This is a genomic window from Flavobacterium riviphilum (assembly GCF_055231795.1).
In genome coordinates this window covers 1-16,942 of record NZ_JBUYSY010000019.1, presented here as the reverse complement: position 1 = coordinate 16,942, position 16,942 = coordinate 1, and the positions used below count along the sequence as shown (strand labels likewise).

Genomic DNA, 16,942 nt, shown 5'->3' with positions numbered 1-16,942 from the left:
TTTGCTTCTACCAACTTCTGAATGTAAAATGAAAATTAAAGCTCAATCCATTCGTCCTTTTATAGGTGCCCAAGCGTTTGAGGTGTCCAGAAGTTTTTATACCGAACTAGGATTTGTTGAAAGCAAAATCTCCAATCAACTTAGTTATTTTCATTGCGAAAACTTTGGATTTTATCTACAAGACGCTTACGTTAAAGACTGGATTGACAATACTATGGTTTTTATGGAGGTTGAAAACGTAGATGAGTTTTGGGAATCGCTTCAAAATTTAGATCTTACAACAAAATTCCCTTCTGTTAAATTGGTTCCTATACGCACATTACCGTGGGGCAAAGAATGTTTCCTACACGATCCTTCAGGTATATTATGGCATTTTGGAACGTTTTCTAAATAAAAAATCCATTTTTCATCAGTCAAAAACTTCAGAAAAATGGATTTTAACAAACAAAAAACACTTTTATTTCACTGGCTCAAAACTGATTGCAGTTCCACCACCAGCAGCTAAATTTAATTTCAACGTACTAGTAGAAGTTACTAGTAGTGTCTTAATTTTATAAGCGATTGGATTTTTCTCCCAATGTGCATTTTTAGCATCTTCGTAAATAATGGCTTTATACTTTTGTCCTTTGTTTAGGAAATCCAGTTTAATCTCTGTTTTACGAGCATTTTCATCCGTAATTGCTCCTAAGAACCAGGTTTCTTTCCCTTTGGTTTTTCTTGCCACTGTCAAATAATCCCCAGGCTCTGCTTCTAGGTACAAACTCTTATCCCAATCCAATTCCACATCTTTAATAAATTGAAAAGCATCTGGATATTTTTCATAATTTTCTATCAAATCAGCCGCCATTTGCAAAGGAGAATACATCGTTACATACAATGCCAATTGTTTTGTTAAAGTAGTATGTACTTGTTCTTTTTTGTTTTTGCCGTAATAACTCATTTTTACTTCAAAAATACCAGGCGTATAATCCATGGGTCCTCCCAATTGACGAGTGAATGGTAAAATGGTTTCGTGTGCTGGTGGATTTCCGTTACTCCAAGCATTAAACTCATTTCCTCTGGCAGACTCAGCAGCAATGTAATTGGGATAGGTTCTGCTATACCCAGTTGGTACAGAACATTCGTGTGAATTCAACATCAGTTTATTATCTGCAAAACGGCGCGCTACAAAATTAAAATGCTTTACCATGGCTTGTCCATCATGGAATTCGCCACGAGGGATTATTTTCCCAACATAACCCGATTTAGCTGCTGGATAATTGTATTTTTTCATCAAATCCATAGCGCGATCCAAATGGCGCTCATAATTCCCAACAGAACCTGAAGTTTCGTGGTGCATGATCATTTTAACATTTTTCGCTTTAGCATAAGCGTTCACTTCTTCTAAGTTGAAATCAGGATAAGGTGTAATAAAATCAAATACATCTTCCTTCCAATTGCCTACCCAATCTTCCCAACCAACATTCCATCCTTCTACCAATACCCCATCAAATCCGTGTTTAGCAGCAAATTCAATGTAGCGTTTTGTGTTTTCGGTTGTAGCACCATGTTTACCCGTTGGAATAGCACTTCCATCCGCGTTTTGTGCATTTTGTGAACCCGCATAATCCCAAGTGGATTTTCCTACGTGCATTTCCCACCAAATGCCAACATATTTCATGGGTTTGATCCAAGACGTATCGTCTAACTTACAAGGTTCATTCAAATTTAAAATCATTTTAGAACCCACAATTTTGCGAGCATCGTCAGATATCATAATGGTTCTCCATGGCGAAACACAAGGCGCTTGTAAATAGGCTTTATCTCCAATCGCATTAGGAACTAAATTGGCTTTTAAAGTGTATTTATTCACATTGGCATCCAAATGCATGACCGGATAATTTACTACTGCAGCTTGGAATATATTGAGGTACAAACCATTATTTGATTTCATCTGCAACGGAGTTTGAATCGTATATTTTCCTGGCAATGACTTAACACCAATACCATTATTCATATTCAACTTTTCATTGTCAATTTCAGAAAATTGGGTTTCGTTATACACATATTCATTGCTATCAAAATCTCCTGGTATCCAGAAAACTTTATGATTATCAGTCAAATTGAACTCTGTTTTTTCATCGGAAACGATAAAATAATTCAAGTTTTCTTGTTTAGGGAAGTCGTAACGAAAAGCAATACCTTCGTCAAAAGCTCTAAATACTAGATTCATTTGTATCTTCGATTCTTTTTGAAGCAAAGAAACAATTAACTCATTGTAATGATTTACAATAGTTGATTCCTCACCTAAAACAGGCTGCCAAGTATCGTTAACCGAATTAGTTTTAGTGCCAATTACTTCAAAATGTTGAACTAATCCTGTTTTATCCTTTAAACTAATACCCAAAGCACTCGTGGTAATTACAGGTTTACTTTTAAATGCAACACTATAAGTAGGCACACCCGAAGCATTCAATTGAAAGGTTAATGATAAATCACCCTTTGGGGATTGTAGGGTTTGAGCATCCAAAATTCCGATGCTCAGTAATAATAAAATGAATATTTTTTTCATGTAGTATTGATTTTAGACCTTAAAATTATTTAAAAATAATAGCTCTAAAACAGAAAAAAACCTCAAGTTTTAAATTTTAACTTAAGTATAACTATTCAATCGATTGCGAGAAAAACAAGTTATGCTACAATGTATGAAGTCTAGTTTAGGTGACGCTTTTAATTGATTATACTTTAAAAATAAAATTCATTTAAGAATGAATATTTCTTAGTTAAAAAACTATATTTACTTCTCAAAATAAGACAAAAAACATGAGACTTACCCTACTTCTATTTTTATCGATCATTATCGGAAAAGGCTATTCACAACAATATCTTACCACCCATCACAAAGCTATAGTGGTAGATACTCACAATGATATTTTAATGAAAGTGGCCGATAATGGAGTGATTATAGATCAGAATCTAAAAGGAAAAACCCACAGCGATTTAACTAGAATGAAACAAGGAGGACTCGATGTCCAATTGTTTTCGGTATTTTGTGATGGAGATGCTCCAAATCCCTTTGCCTATGCAAGCCGAGAGATGGACAGTTTGGATGCTGTTATCAAAAGAAATCAGTACAAAATATATAAAGTAGCCGACTATAAAGAACTTAAAAGAGCTGTTAAAAAGGGTAAAATAGCTGCCATGTTCGGGGTAGAAGGCGGTCATATGATTGAAAACGACTTGACGAAATTGGAAACTCTCTATAACAGAGGAGCCCGATATTTAACATTAACCCATAACATTTCGCCATCATGGGTAAGCAGTTGTGTAGACGAAACTGATGCCTCATCGAAAAAACAAAAAGGGCTCAACGACTTCGGAAAACAAGTAGTCCAAAAAATGAATGACTTAGGTATGTTAATCGACGTAAGTCACGCAGGAGAACAGACATTTTGGGAGGTTATCAAATTGACATCAAAACCCATAATTGCGTCACATAGCTCTGTCTATGCTCTTACTCCACATCGTCGTAACTTAAAAGACGATCAAATTAAAGCCATCGCCAAAAATGGAGGTGTCATTCAAATCAATTTTCATCCCGCTTTTATAGACAGTACGTTCTCGGCCAAAGAAAATCAATTCATACAAACGCATCAATCCGAATTGGACTCCCTATCTAAAAGTGGACTGGGACCGCATTATAGTGTAGATGCATTATACAAAAAACATCCTCAAGAGGCCAATGCCATTCGTCCTGCCTTCCAACTCGTTATGAACCATATAGAATATGTCATTCGTTTAGTAGGCGTTGATTATGTAGGCTTAGGTTCAGACTTTGACGGAATCAATCTAACGCCTTTAGTATTGGATGATGTGACCTCCTACCCCTTAATTACCAAGTACTTTACCGAAAAAGGATATAGTAAAAAGGATATTGCTAAAATTCTAGGAGGTAACTTTTTAAGAGTCTTACAAGCCAACGAACAAAGATAAAACGTAAGCCAAGAATGTATAATAATATCATAGCAAAAAAAAAGAGCTCGAAGAAGCTCTTTTTTCAAAATTAAATTCTAAAATAAAATAACAAAATAAACTAACCTTTTAACCATTTAATAATTTTTTCATCTTTAGGAGAAGTTCTTGGCGAAATAACATCAACCAATTCTCCTTTTTCATCCAACAAATACTTTTGAAAGTTCCACTCTACTTCTGAATCTTTCAATCCATTTTTGGATTTTTGAGTCAAAAACTGATAAATAGGACACATGTCCTCCCCTTTTACCGAAACTTTATCCATCATAGGAAAAGTTACACCATAATTCTTTTGACAAAAAGAGGCTATTTCTTCTTTAGTTCCAGGTTCTTGTGACATAAAATTATTGGCTGGAAAACCTACAATAACAAATCCTTTGGAACTGTATTCTTTATATAAAGCTTCTAAATCTTTGTATTGTGGAGTTAATCCACATTTTGAAGCCGTATTCACTATCATAATTTTTTTCCCTTTCAAGCTAGCAAAATCAAAAGGAGCACCGTACAAATCGGTAACTTTAAACTGATAAATGTTTTGTTTTAGTACTTGTGCATCCATAACTAAGGGTTTTGAAAGAGAAGTTTGAGCTTGATTTTGACAACTCAAAAAAAGCATCAAGAAACTGGCAATTGCGAAACAATTTTTCATTTGATTTTTTTTGTAAAGTTACTTATTTATTGTTTGATTAAAAATATATTTTGTTAAACATTTCTAAAAGTTTCAAAAAAAAAAAAAAAAACAACTGTCCCTTAAGGTACAATTGTTTTTTATTAACATTTTAGAATAGTTACTTTTTCTTATAATACTTTCTGTACTTTGGATACGTCAGGGCACCTATAAATGAAATAGTACCTAGCGAATACCATATCCAACTTAACGATTTGGCTTCTCCACTAGCATACGAGTGCAACCCTACCAAGTGGAAATTCACCCCGTAATAGGTAAACAAAATCGACAAGAAAGCAAACATACTCATCAAATTAAAAATCCATTTTCCTCGCAAAGCAGGTACAAATCGAGCATGAATAACGAATGCATAGACCATAATACTAATCAAAGCCCAAGTTTCTTTGGGATCCCAACCCCAATAACGCCCCCAACTTTCATTGGCCCATTGTCCTCCCAAAAAGTTCCCAATGGTAAGCATTACCAATCCAACAGTTAAGGCCATTTCATTGATGTAGGACAATTCTTTGATATGTAAATCCATCTTAACTTTGTTCTTTTCATTCGTAAAGAAAATCAACAGTAAAGAAACAAAACCAAGTATCATTCCCAAAGCAAATGGGCCATAACTCGCCACAATAACAGCCACATGAATCATTAACCAATACGAATTCAAAACGGGTTGTAAATTGGCAATTTCCGGATCAATCCAGTTAGCATAAGCTGCCGTTAATATCATGGCAGTTACAAATGCTGAAGAGGCTACAGTCAATTTAGATTTAGGATCAAAGGCCAAACCAAAAAACATAGTGGCCCAAGCGATATATATAATGGATTCATAAGCGTTACTCCAAGGGGCGTGCCCTGAAATGTACCAACGAGCTATCAAACCCAATGTATGTATTAGAAATAATAATCCTATGAAAACATGAAATCCATTGATTCCCCAACGCAACACTTTACGATCTTTAAAAATTTGTAGCACCGCAAAGAGTAGCATCAACACAGCACCAAACAAATAAGCATAAGGTAATTTTTGAAAAACATCGTATTTGTTGTAAGCAATCTCTAAATCAATTTTCTCTTCGGACGGACGAACTTTTGATCCAAATTTCTTTTGAAATCCATTGATACTTTCTAATAAATCATCGGAAGTGGTATAATCTTTGGTTTTAATAGCTTGGTCTAAAGTACCAAAATACAAGGGCAAAACACTTTTAGTATAAGTAGAATCCATCCCTGTCAATTTAGCTTCATTCAATTCTAAATAGGAAATCCATTTAGAATTAGCATCATTGGGTATAGGGAATATTTTCAAAATTCTTCCACTCAAGGCAGATTCCATTAAGTTGACTTTCTTATCGGTTTCAACAAAGTCTTTTTCGAATTGATTAGGATTGGCGGCTTTGTAGGCTGCATCCAAATAAGGCGCTAATTTATAGTTCCCGAAATCATCAAAAAATTTAATAAAAGGAACGTATTTGGCCTTGGCATCTATACCGATAATTTTACGAATACTATCATTCCCCGATTTGATATAAATCATAGGTACATCCAACCAAAAGTTAGCATATTGAGTCATAGACAAAAATACTTGATCCGAATTCAATCCTTTAAAGGAGTTGGCATGATGTACTTTTCGCAACAATTCAGAGGAAAAAGTGTTGATAGGTTTCATCCTTCCTCCAGCATCTTGAATCACCAAGCGTCCAAATTTCGAAGCGTGCTCAGGAGCCACAGTATACAACTTCACTAACGAATCGATGGCTGCATCAGACAGCACTTTACGAACAGGCATTTTGGCATTGGTGTGCGCCTCATTGTGCTGATGTCCCTCATGTTCACTATGATCATGTGGCGCTTGCGTTTGAGCTATACTTGTAAGACCAAAAAACAAGAAAAGAATGGGAAGCAAAGCGGCTTTTTTAGCTTTTACTTTCTCTAGTTTTCGTTTTAAATCGGCAAAACGCGAATTTTTCACAAATAAAATGGCCATCATAGCAAAAAACAATAAAAAATACCCCAAATAAGTGATGTTGGTTCCCCAAAAATCATGATTCACAGACAAAACGGTTCCTTTTTCATCAGGATCAAAAGACGCTTGGAAAAAGCGATATTGCTCATGATCCAATACGTGATTCATATAGATTCGAGCATCAAAATTCCCCTTAGGATCTAGTACCGTTACTTGGCTCTCAAAAGCTGAGTAACTTTTTTCTGTACCTGGGTATTTGGTCGCTATAAAATCATTTAATTTCAATTTGAAAGGCAAAGTATATTCTTTGCTACCAAAAAAGAACGTAAAGTCAAGTTTTCCGATTTTCACGGTTTTAAAATCCCCAATTTTTCCTTTTGAACCTACCAATGTAAGTTGTTCCGTTTTACCTTGAGAAGTCAAATTTATCACTAAGGCATCATCTGCGTTTTTGGCTTTAAAATCATTGCTAGATTCGTAGGCAATTACGCCTTTTACAGCAGGTTCAGGAAAAACAAAACGTTTTTCGCCAATAGAATATAGTGAACGCATCATTAAGGGTTGTGCCACATCTTTAGTTACTTTACCCTGCAACTTATCAGCCATTCGCATAAAATTCCCTTCAAACGGTGTTTGAATGGTATATGTATCGCCTTGTATAGTGATATTAATTGCACCTTCTGTATATTTATTGAGGGCATACAAAACATTGTGAATGTTTTGTACTTCTCCTTCTTTTAAGAAATGCTCTTCTCGCCCCCCTTCGCCAGCTTCAACCAACTTCAAATAATACATCCCTTTGGGGTCGGGCTTGATGTATTCTTTGGCTCCCATAATAAAGTTTTCATAGCTTACTTCAAAAGGTATGTCGGCAAATTCGTTGGAAATGCTAAAATCATTATTCGTTACAGGTGAAAGCAACAAGGGTTTTTCGAAAACACGTCTTTTCATTTCTCCTTTGTACTCCCCATCCACAAAAACGGTCAAATACGTTTTATCAGAATACATACGATTTTCAGTAGCCCCTTCGCGTATAGGCATCATACCTTCGTAACTAATATATCGGGTAATAAAAGCTCCCAAAATGATAAATATAAAAGCCAAATGCAGCAATAAAGACGCCCATTTCTCTTTTTTATGCAATTGATATTTTTTGATGTTTCCAAAAAAATTGATTAGGAAAAACAAATGAATCATTTCAAACCACCAAGCGTTATAAATCCAAATTTTGGCAGTATCGGTATTGTATTTACTTTCTATAAAAGTACCTGTTGCCATGGCTACGGCATATACCACAAATAAAAGAGCCATGAATCGTGTAGAAAAAAGGGCTGAATATATTTTTTTATCCATTAAAAATTGAAGTTTAAAATTCTTAAAGTGTGGCAAAAATACTTAATTATTGTGGATAAAAAGCGTGACATTTGTTAATTTAATTTTTACAAAATTGACAAAAAACACTTTCAAAAAAGTCTCATTATTTTGTATTTTCTAAACGGTAGCGCCTTAATGTTTTTTATCCCTATAAAAAATCACTAATTTTGTTTTTATGATTAAAGTAACCGTAATAGGCTCTGGCAATTTGGCACACCATTTCATCGAAGTATTTCATACCAGCCCAGGTATCGAAATACAACAAGTGTTTTCCAGAAATCACACAGTATCAATACCGGAACTGCTTCCTCATCAAATTGTAACTTCTTACGATGCCTTAACTATGGCCGATGTGTACTTGATTTGCGTGAGCGATGACGCTATAGCAGAGGTATCACAATCCCTACCGTTTGACCATCGTTTAGTCGTACATACCTCCGGAGCGATGCCTTTAACAACTTTAGACAAAAAAAATATAAGAGGGGTTTTTTATCCTTTACAAACCTTTACCAAAGGCAAAAAAGTAGATTTTACAACCATCCCATTGTGCATAGAAACGGAAAGCGAAAAAGAGTATCCTATTTTAGAAACCCTTGCCAAAACAATAAGTACCAAGGTGTATGCAATCCATTCAGAGCAAAGAAAAGCTTTGCACTTGGCTGCTGTATTTGTGAACAACTTTACCAATTATCTTTACCAAATTGGCCAAGAAATTTGTGAGGAACATCAAATTCCTTTTGAGATTTTACAACCTCTCATACTCGAAACCGCCCAAAAAATTCAAACCTTAACACCTAGTCAAGCACAAACCGGTCCCGCCAAGAGAAATGACACTCATACAATTATGGCGCACCAAAAATTACTCACTCAAGAGCATCAACGTACCATTTATAATATATTAACTCAATCTATACAAAATCATGGCAAAAAGCTATAAAGAAATAATGAATGACATCACCACTTTTGTTTTTGATGTGGATGGTGTACTTACTGACGGCGCTGTTTTTATTAACAATCAAGGCGAAATGCTACGTACCATGAACATCAGAGATGGCTATGCCATGAAAGCAGCAGTGGACAATGGCTATAATGTGTGCATCATTTCGGGCGGAAGCAATGAAGGCGTTCGGGTACGGCTACGCAATTTAGGAATCACCGATATCCATTTAGGTACACCAGACAAAGTGGCTACTTTTGATGAATACATCGAACTCTACAACATTCATCCCAAACAGGTACTATACATGGGAGACGACATACCCGATTATCATGTTATGCAAAAAGTAGGACTCCCTACTTGCCCACAAGATGCAGCCCCAGAAATAAAAGCCATATCCACCTACATTTCTCATAAAAACGGCGGAAAAGGTGCCGTGAGAGATGTGATAGAACAAGTAATGAAAGTACAAGCCAAATGGATGGAAAGCTTTGACGGTAAATTAGATTAACCCAAATTACTCCCCGAAATCAATTACTTAACTAGTCGAACTAATTTAAATGAATATTGCTAAATACCTTCAGCTGATTCGTTACAAAAATTTACTCATGATTGCCTTGATGCAACTTATGATTCGTTATGGTTTCTTAGTGCCACAACAAGGACCACTAGGGCTATCAAATTTTTCATTTGTTTTATTAATCATCGCCACCTTAGCTATTGCAGCAGGAGGTTATATTATTAATGATATTTTTGATCAAAATACTGATGCTATAAACAAACCCCATAAAAGAATAATTGGTGTATCGGTGCCCGAAAGTCAAGCCTATTCGCTATACGCAGGATTAACCATTGTTGGTGTAGGTATCGGATTTTATTTAGCCAACAGTATTGAACGACCCAATTTTGCTGCATTTTTTATTATAATTGCCGCTGCTTTGTATTACTATGCCACTACTTTAAAACCACTTTTCTTAATCGGCAACGTCTTAGTAGCATTAATTCTGGCTAGTAGTATACTTATTATAGGTATTTTCGATTTGTTACCTGTAAACTATGCAGAAAACCAAGCTGAAATGCGCCGATTAATGGGAATAGTACTTGATTATTCAATATTAGGTTTCTTTATACACTTGCTTCGCGAAATAGTTAAGGATCTTGAAGATTATGAGGGCGATTGGAATCAAGGTATGCGAACGATGGCCATTCAATTGGGTATTGCAAAAACTACAAAAACAGTAGCACTACTAACTATTATTCCTATTGCTTTACTTTTGTACTACACAATTACCTATTTTTTGATGAACAACTTACATTTGATTGCTATATATTGCTTAACTTTCGTACTAGCTCCGATGTGTTTTTTTGCAATCAAAATTTGGAATGCTTCAAGTAAAAAAGATTTTCAAACGATGAGCAATTTATTAAAATGGATCGTGTTTTTTGGAATATTCCTCTTGCCTATTTTAGATTATACTGTTAAACATCATGCTTAAAGAGAAACTATCTTCCTATAAAATAATTTTAGCTTCGGGCTCACCCAGAAGACAGCAATTCTTTAAAGAGTTGAATATCGACTTCGAAATTCGCTTGAAAGAGATTGAGGAAGTGTATCCAGATCATTTGAAAGCTGCTGAAATCACAAGTTATTTAGCCACACTGAAAGCAAAAGCTTTTGAAGGGGAATTAAAAGACAACGAGATTTTGATAACTAGCGATACGATAGTTTGGCACAACAACCAAGCCCTCGGAAAACCCAAAGATGCTAAAGACGCTTTTGAAATGCTAAAGTCCATGTCGGATACTACACACGAAGTGATCACCTCTGTGGGTTTTACAACCAAAGACCGTACGCAAGTGATTAGCGAAACCACTCGAGTTACCTTTAATAAATTAAGTGATGAGATAATCGATTATTACATTCAAAACTTCCACCCTTTTGACAAAGCAGGCGCCTACGGTATCCAAGATTGGATTGGACATATTGGTGTTGCAAAAATTGAAGGCTCTTATACCAATGTGATGGGTTTACCTACTGATCAAGTTTTTAACTATTTAAATTCGCTTTAACCACCCTATTTATGCACTTTTTAAACCTCTATATCAAAGAAGAAATTAGCACTTTAGCCTTGTTGATTATAGTTTTTATTACCAAAACTTTAATTGCTAAAATTGTCCGAAGGTATGCCAAATCAAGTGAGATCATTGAAAGAAGAACCAACTTAGTAATCAAATACATCAATATACTAATTTCGATCTTGGCCATAATCATTCTTATCTTGATATGGGGTGTTCAAGCCAAAGATATTTTTATTACTATTTCTTCTGTCGCCACCGTGATAGGGGTAGCTATGTTTGCACAATGGTCTATTTTAAGCAATATTACTGCTGGAATTATTCTCTTCTTTTCTTTTCCATTCAAAATTGGCGATGTAATTTTAATTCACGACAAAGAATACTTGGTAGAAGGCGAGATCGAGGATATTGGTGCCTTCCACGTAACGCTTAAATCCAAAGAAGGAGAAACCGTTATCTACCCAAACAATCTATTCTTCCAAAAAGGGATCTCCATTGTAAAAAAGAAAACTAGCGAAATCAACGAGTTTACTGATTAAATTACTATATTTAAGGGTTGATAAATAAGTAGTTAATTTTTATGTGGCTATGGAAAACCCTTTTGTTTTTTACTATTCTAAGTGCATTGCACTTGCCTATATACGCACAAGAGCAAAAAAGACAACAAGACACCGTAAAAATTTATCAAGACATTGAAAAATTTTCAAAAAAGAAGAAAACCACCAGTTTTATTCATAAACTTATCTTTAAACCAGTAAAACCTAAACTATATAAAAAAATCAACTTCAAAGAAAATTACGCTCCTTATCAATGTAAAATAATTCGAAAAATAATAATCGAAACCTATGATCCATTTGGCTATAGCAATGAAAACAACGCTATCGTTCTACCAAATAGAAACCTTCGAAAAGTTGAAGTATTAGGGAATCGGTTGCATTTAAAATCTAAAAAATACACGATTAGAAAAACTCTTCTCTTCAAAGAAAACACCGAATTAGACTCTGTAGAAATTAAAGAAAGTGAACGTATACTTAGAACCCAAAGATTTGTTAGAACAGTAGCCATAAACATCAAAAATACTTCTAGTACTTCAGATTCAGTTGATGTATATGTAAACGTTTTGGATTCTTGGAGCTTAATCCCCAACGCTTCTGTTAGTTCCTCTCAAACGGCTCTGAAACTGAAAGAACGCAATTTTATGGGGCAGGGTCACGAAATACGTGGTGAATATTATTATAACAATAATGATAAAAACAACGGACATCTACTGCAATATACCATTCAGAATATTAGAAAATCGTTTATACAACTACAGGCCACTAACCAAAACAAATTAAATGGCGATTACAACCGAAGTATTAATTTAACCCGCTCCTTTTTTTCGCCTTTGACCCGATGGGGTGGTGGAATACTACTAGATCATCGATTTGAATTTGACACGTTAGCCAACCAAAAAGGCACCCTAGAACAGCAACGCTTCAAAACCAATCGAGACGATTATTGGTTTGGATATGCCATTCCATTGAAAAAAGAGAATCCTGCCAAAATCACTAATTTTGTCTTTTCTACGAGCTATTTACATCTAAAATTCCTTGAAAAACCCTCCATTGAATTTGATAGTATCCAATTTTACAATGACGAAAAATTACTCCTACTCAGTGTAGGTATCAATTCGAGAAACTTCATCAAGGAACGGTATTTATTCAATAACGGAATTATTGAAGACGTTCCTATTGGCAAAGTATATAGCATAACTAGTGGTTTCCGAAGAAAAAACCACGAAACCAATTGGTATATTGGAGGAAGAGCTTCTTTTGGGAACTACTTCCGTTGGGGATTTTTCAGCATGAATGGCGAAATAGGCACTTTTGTAAATAACTCCAAAACTTTGCAAACTACCTTTTCATTACAGACTAACTATTTTACTAAACTCTACGAAGTGGGAGAATGGAAAATTCGTCAATTCTTAAAACAACAATTTATAGTAGGTATTAATCGATTTGAAACCTTGAGCGATCGTTTGACCATCAATGAAAACACAGGTGGTATTCCTGGTTTTAATCAGCCACTCTATGGCACCAAAAAACTAATTTTAAGTACGCAAACCCAAAGTTACTCCCCTTGGAATCTATGGGGATTTCGCCTGAATCCCTTTTTAAATTACACTTTGGGAATTATCGGAAATCCAAAAAAGACGTTACTAAAAAAACAAACATTTTCTAGTATTGGATTGGGTTTTATTGTCAACAATGACTATTTGGTATTCAGCTCCTTCCAACTTTCCTTTGCCTATTACCCTAGAGGTTTCAATGCCTCAGGTGAAACTTTCAATACCAATGCTTTTGAAAGTAGCGACTTTGGTTTACTAGATTTTGAAATCAATAAGCCCAGAACGGTTATCTACAAATAATCCTATACTAACAAAAGGTTTTGTATTTAAAGTGTAATTTTGCGCTTTCAATAGCTTCAATACACTCAAAAATTATATTCATGAAAAAACTAAGCCTGTTATCCTTACTTTTCTTAATCTTTTGCACTACACCAAGTTTTGCCTGGGGCAAAAAAGGACATGCTATGGTGGCCGAAATTGCTTTCACCTATCTTGATCCAGCTATTCAGCAAATCGTAAAACAATACCTAGAAGAGCGTTCCATTCAAGACGCTGCCAATTGGATGGACGATGTACGCGATGACCACACATTGGATTACCTCAAGCCTTATCATTATGTGAATTTTGTCAAAGGAACTAAAGTAATTATTCCGCATGGCGATAATATTTTATTTCAACTTTCGGAAACCATAAAAGAATTGAAAAACTACAAAACGCTTTCAAAAGAGGCCGTTAAAATGAAAATCTGTATTCTTTTTCATTTGGTGGGCGATTTGCATCAACCTATGCACGTGGGGTATGGTGTAGATAAAGGTGGTAATACCATTCAAATCAATTACAATGGCAAAGGCACCAACCTACATTCTTTTTTCGATAGCGGCATTATCAACGCAAGAAACATTACCCTTAACGATTGCTTAGCAGTTAACACGTATGCTAAAAGCAAAATAAATCGCCTAGAAAAAATCAATGTAAAAAAATGGGCCAAAGAATCCAGAAGTTATCTGCCAAGTATCTATGATTTTAAAGGTCATGTAATCAATGAAACTTATGTAGACCAACACAGTCCAATCATCAAAAAACAACTTTTGCACGCGGGAATACGACTGGCAGCAGTACTTAATGAAATTTTTGGGTAAACCTAAATCAAAAATTAAACAACCGATAAATACTTATTAATCAAGTAATATCTGCTTTTACATAACAAAACAGCAAACTAGTACAACTAGCTTGCTGTTTTTTTTTATAAAATTAAAGACTATTTGTTCTCTATAAATCTTAACCCAAAAAATAACTCAAACCTAAACAGGTTAATAGAAATTTACAATATCTACGATCTAGGCTTAGGTAAATTTCTATCATACATGACAATGCTTCCGGCAACCGATACATTCAAACTTTTTTCTGATTTGAATTTGACCAAGTGATGGCATTTTTCCATAGCTAGTTTTGACAATCCGTGATCTTCTGCTCCTAACAAATACACACAACGTCTGGGATGTTGAAAAGTTTCTAAGTCCGCAGCTTTATCACTCAGCTCCACTCCTACTAATCGTGCGCCTTTGGGAAGATTTTCGTAAAAATCCTCAAATGTTTGGTAATGAAAATACGGAATCGCCTTGACGGCATCATGCGTATCGCAAGCTTGTTTGGCATAGCGATTCCCAATGGTAAAAATAAACGTAGCCCCAAGATTTTGGGCCGTGCGCCATAACACACCTAAGTTTTCGGGAGTTTTACCATTTTGTATCCCAATCCCAAAATATTCGTTTGTAAAATTATCATTCATAACTGCAAAAATACGAACTACTAACGAACGTTGGAGTTTTTATCCCAACAATTAAGACAAAGAAGTGGTGCTCCTAGAAAAGATTACGAATTTAATTGAGCATACGTAAGGAGGACAATGGCTAATAAGGCCAAGAAAATCCCGCTCCGCAAAGTCTCATGACTTTGCGTTTATTTTAAGTCCCCAGCTGTCCGAAATCTTCTCTAAAACGAAAAGGTTATTAAAAGTTGGGCGTGCCGTGCGAATGTCTCCGACTTTGCACCCCGTTACCCTCTCCGAAGTCTTCCTTATAAAAAGCTGCGCATTCTATGATAAAAAACATTTATACATATCCTAGCGATTGGGTGTTATCATATTTTCGGAAAAAGTCGGGAGACTTTTATTAGATTTACTGCTTTAAATGAAGATTTAAAAAAAGTGCGAAGTCGGGAGACTTCGCAGAGCGAGCAATAAAGATGTAAACGATATAATAAGCTTTTAAAATATGAAGTACTATAAAATAAATTATACAAGTATTTTTAATACTAAAGAGGAAGTTTTAGGATATGCTAATGGAGAGTTAGTATCTAATGCTAAAGAATATTTTGACAGAATAGGTAATAGAGAAATAATTAAAGACACACCTATTTTTGATTATTTTTATTTGCAAACCTCTGGATCTAAAGAAGAATGGGAATGGCGCTTGCAAGATGTACATGGAGGAGCTTATGATTATCCAGCAGGAGGTTATTGGTATATTTCAGATGATTTTAAACTTTTATTAGAAAATTTTAAAATTGCACCTGACTATCATTTTTATGAAACCAGACTTTTGTATAAAGGAAATAAACTAAAATATTGGATTTTTCAATTTCCTATAAACCCATTACAAAACTATGACTACGAAAAAAGTGAATACTTTCTTGATAATGAAAGAGTAATGGGGTTAAAAACAGCCGAAGAATATGATGATTATGATTATACTATTTGGAAAAAAACAAAAAAGAATATTGAATGGAGAAAGACAGTGTTAGTTGATCCTTTTGATTTTGTAGTAAATATGAATGGAGATAAACTAGTTTCAGAAAATTTAAAAATTACAATTGAAGCAATGAATCTAGAAGGGTTAGAGTTTTCGGAATTAGATTATGTCGTAGTAGTTGAGTAAATATTTTAATTCGGAGGCGATAATGAATGGTGGAATATGCATCCTGCTAAATTTCCTGATGAACATCAAGGTGGTATTCATGGAGCAGGATCACCTTCAAGAGAATTGTTTAAATAAAATAATGATAAGATGAGTTTTGAAAATGAATTAAATTATTTGAATCTTAATGAGGAACAAAAAAGCCTCAATCAAAGAATATTATTAACACAGGATGAAATAGATGATATTTTAAAAGAGTACCCAACTGTGCCAGCTGATTTTATTGATTATTTACAAGAAATAGGAATAGGAAATATATTGTCTTCACAATTTAAAGTTTATGGAAAATTAGTAGACTTTGTTGAACTAGGTCTTGATGATATATATGAATTGCCTTCTAATATTAAATTATTTGGCGATAATTTTTCGGGCGACTTTTCAGGATTTGATTTATCAAAGGAGAATACAGACGAAGTAGTAGAGTTTTGGCATGATTCAAACGAAGTTTACTATACCGGTAAAACATTTCGTGAATTCGTAAGAGAAAAAATGTTAATATCAACTATTTAAAATGAATCCCGATCGCGCGGATATGTCCCCCGCACGATAGCGCGGATTTGCAATCCGTGCCCACACTGTGCATCAACAATCTAAAATAAATCCAACATTACGACATCTAATTCATTTTCTAAGCCTGCATAATTTCTGGCAGAACTAAAATAATAATCCTCTGGTGAGCTAACTACTTTCTCTTTTACTGGATTGTTGTGGATATAATTCACTTTTTGTTTTATGAACCAATTGGTTTCTATTATTTCTGCGTGATAGCCGTCTTGCCATACTTTATAGCTTTGATCTCTCTTAAGATGCGCACACC

General features: G+C 34.8%; 15 protein-coding genes and 1 pseudogene. 11 read left to right on the top strand and 5 right to left on the bottom strand.

Translation table 11 applies throughout. The features are described 5' to 3' along the window. The first annotated feature begins 28 nt into the window (after positions 1-28). Positions 29-394 (top strand): VOC family protein, encoded by a 366-nt coding sequence (locus tag ACZIX2_RS12885; protein WP_463340506.1) that lies wholly within the window; start codon positions 29-31, stop codon positions 392-394. Between the two features lie 63 nt (positions 395-457). On the opposite strand, the gene ACZIX2_RS12880 is transcribed toward ACZIX2_RS12885, so the two are convergent. Further along, a complete protein-coding gene (locus ACZIX2_RS12880; protein WP_463340505.1) occupies positions 458-2,551 on the bottom strand; it encodes a glycoside hydrolase family 97 protein in 2,094 nt (697 codons plus the stop codon). 251 nt (positions 2,552-2,802) lie between these two features. Between ACZIX2_RS12880 and ACZIX2_RS12875 the strand changes: the two genes are divergently transcribed. Beyond that, positions 2,803-3,972 (top strand): dipeptidase, encoded by a 1,170-nt coding sequence (locus ACZIX2_RS12875; RefSeq protein ID WP_463340504.1) that lies wholly within the window; start codon positions 2,803-2,805, stop codon positions 3,970-3,972. Between the two features lie 100 nt (positions 3,973-4,072). Here the strand turns inward: ACZIX2_RS12875 and ACZIX2_RS12870 are convergent, their stop codons facing one another. Next, on the bottom strand, positions 4,073-4,660 hold the full coding sequence (locus ACZIX2_RS12870; RefSeq protein ID WP_463340503.1) for a glutathione peroxidase: 588 nt from the start codon (positions 4,658-4,660) through the stop codon (positions 4,073-4,075). 139 nt (positions 4,661-4,799) lie between these two features. After that, on the bottom strand, positions 4,800-8,006 hold the full coding sequence (locus tag ACZIX2_RS12865) for a cytochrome c biogenesis protein (protein WP_463340502.1): 3,207 nt from the start codon (positions 8,004-8,006) through the stop codon (positions 4,800-4,802). 196 nt (positions 8,007-8,202) lie between these two features. On the opposite strand from ACZIX2_RS12865, the gene ACZIX2_RS12860 reads away from it, so the two are divergent. The 7 genes from ACZIX2_RS12860 (at position 8,203) to ACZIX2_RS12830 (ending at position 14,289) form a co-directional block, all read left to right on the top strand. Beyond that, complete coding sequence (locus ACZIX2_RS12860; RefSeq protein WP_463340501.1) at positions 8,203-8,964, top strand: Rossmann-like and DUF2520 domain-containing protein; 762 nt, start codon at positions 8,203-8,205, stop codon at positions 8,962-8,964. Then, positions 8,948-9,475, top strand: a complete 528-nt coding sequence (locus ACZIX2_RS12855; protein ID WP_463340500.1) for a KdsC family phosphatase — start codon at positions 8,948-8,950, stop codon at positions 9,473-9,475. The genes ACZIX2_RS12860 and ACZIX2_RS12855 overlap by 17 nt, the downstream gene beginning before the upstream one ends. 49 nt (positions 9,476-9,524) lie before the next feature. Further along, entirely contained in the window at positions 9,525-10,460 is a 936-nt protein-coding gene (locus ACZIX2_RS12850; protein WP_463340499.1) for a geranylgeranylglycerol-phosphate geranylgeranyltransferase, read from the top strand. Then, on the top strand, positions 10,453-11,034 hold the full coding sequence (locus tag ACZIX2_RS12845; RefSeq protein WP_463340498.1) for a Maf-like protein: 582 nt from the start codon (positions 10,453-10,455) through the stop codon (positions 11,032-11,034). Before ACZIX2_RS12850 ends, ACZIX2_RS12845 begins: the two co-directional genes overlap by 8 nt. An 11-nt stretch (positions 11,035-11,045) precedes the next feature. Then, entirely contained in the window at positions 11,046-11,579 is a 534-nt protein-coding gene (locus ACZIX2_RS12840; protein ID WP_463340497.1) for a mechanosensitive ion channel domain-containing protein, read from the top strand. A gap of 41 nt (positions 11,580-11,620) precedes the next feature. After that, positions 11,621-13,450, top strand: coding sequence for a hypothetical protein (locus ACZIX2_RS12835; RefSeq protein ID WP_463340496.1), 1,830 nt, complete (start codon positions 11,621-11,623; stop codon positions 13,448-13,450). Positions 13,451-13,530: 80 nt separating this feature from the next. Then, on the top strand, positions 13,531-14,289 hold the full coding sequence (locus ACZIX2_RS12830; RefSeq protein ID WP_463340495.1) for a S1/P1 nuclease: 759 nt from the start codon (positions 13,531-13,533) through the stop codon (positions 14,287-14,289). Between the two features lie 191 nt (positions 14,290-14,480). Here ACZIX2_RS12830 and ACZIX2_RS12825 read toward each other — a convergent pair whose 3' ends face one another. Beyond that, a complete protein-coding gene (locus ACZIX2_RS12825) occupies positions 14,481-14,939 on the bottom strand; it encodes an RNA methyltransferase (RefSeq protein WP_463340494.1) in 459 nt (152 codons plus the stop codon). Positions 14,940-15,423: 484 nt separating this feature from the next. On the opposite strand from ACZIX2_RS12825, the gene ACZIX2_RS12820 reads away from it, so the two are divergent. Next, positions 15,424-16,086, top strand: a complete 663-nt coding sequence (locus ACZIX2_RS12820) for a hypothetical protein (protein WP_463340493.1) — start codon at positions 15,424-15,426, stop codon at positions 16,084-16,086. A 129-nt stretch (positions 16,087-16,215) separates the two neighbouring features. After that, positions 16,216-16,635 (top strand): SMI1/KNR4 family protein, encoded by a 420-nt coding sequence (locus ACZIX2_RS12815; RefSeq protein WP_463340492.1) that lies wholly within the window; start codon positions 16,216-16,218, stop codon positions 16,633-16,635. Between the two features lie 80 nt (positions 16,636-16,715). On the opposite strand, the pseudogene ACZIX2_RS12810 reads toward ACZIX2_RS12815, so the two are convergent. Beyond that, a pseudogene (locus ACZIX2_RS12810) lies at positions 16,716-16,942 on the bottom strand (REP-associated tyrosine transposase); the annotation flags it as partial.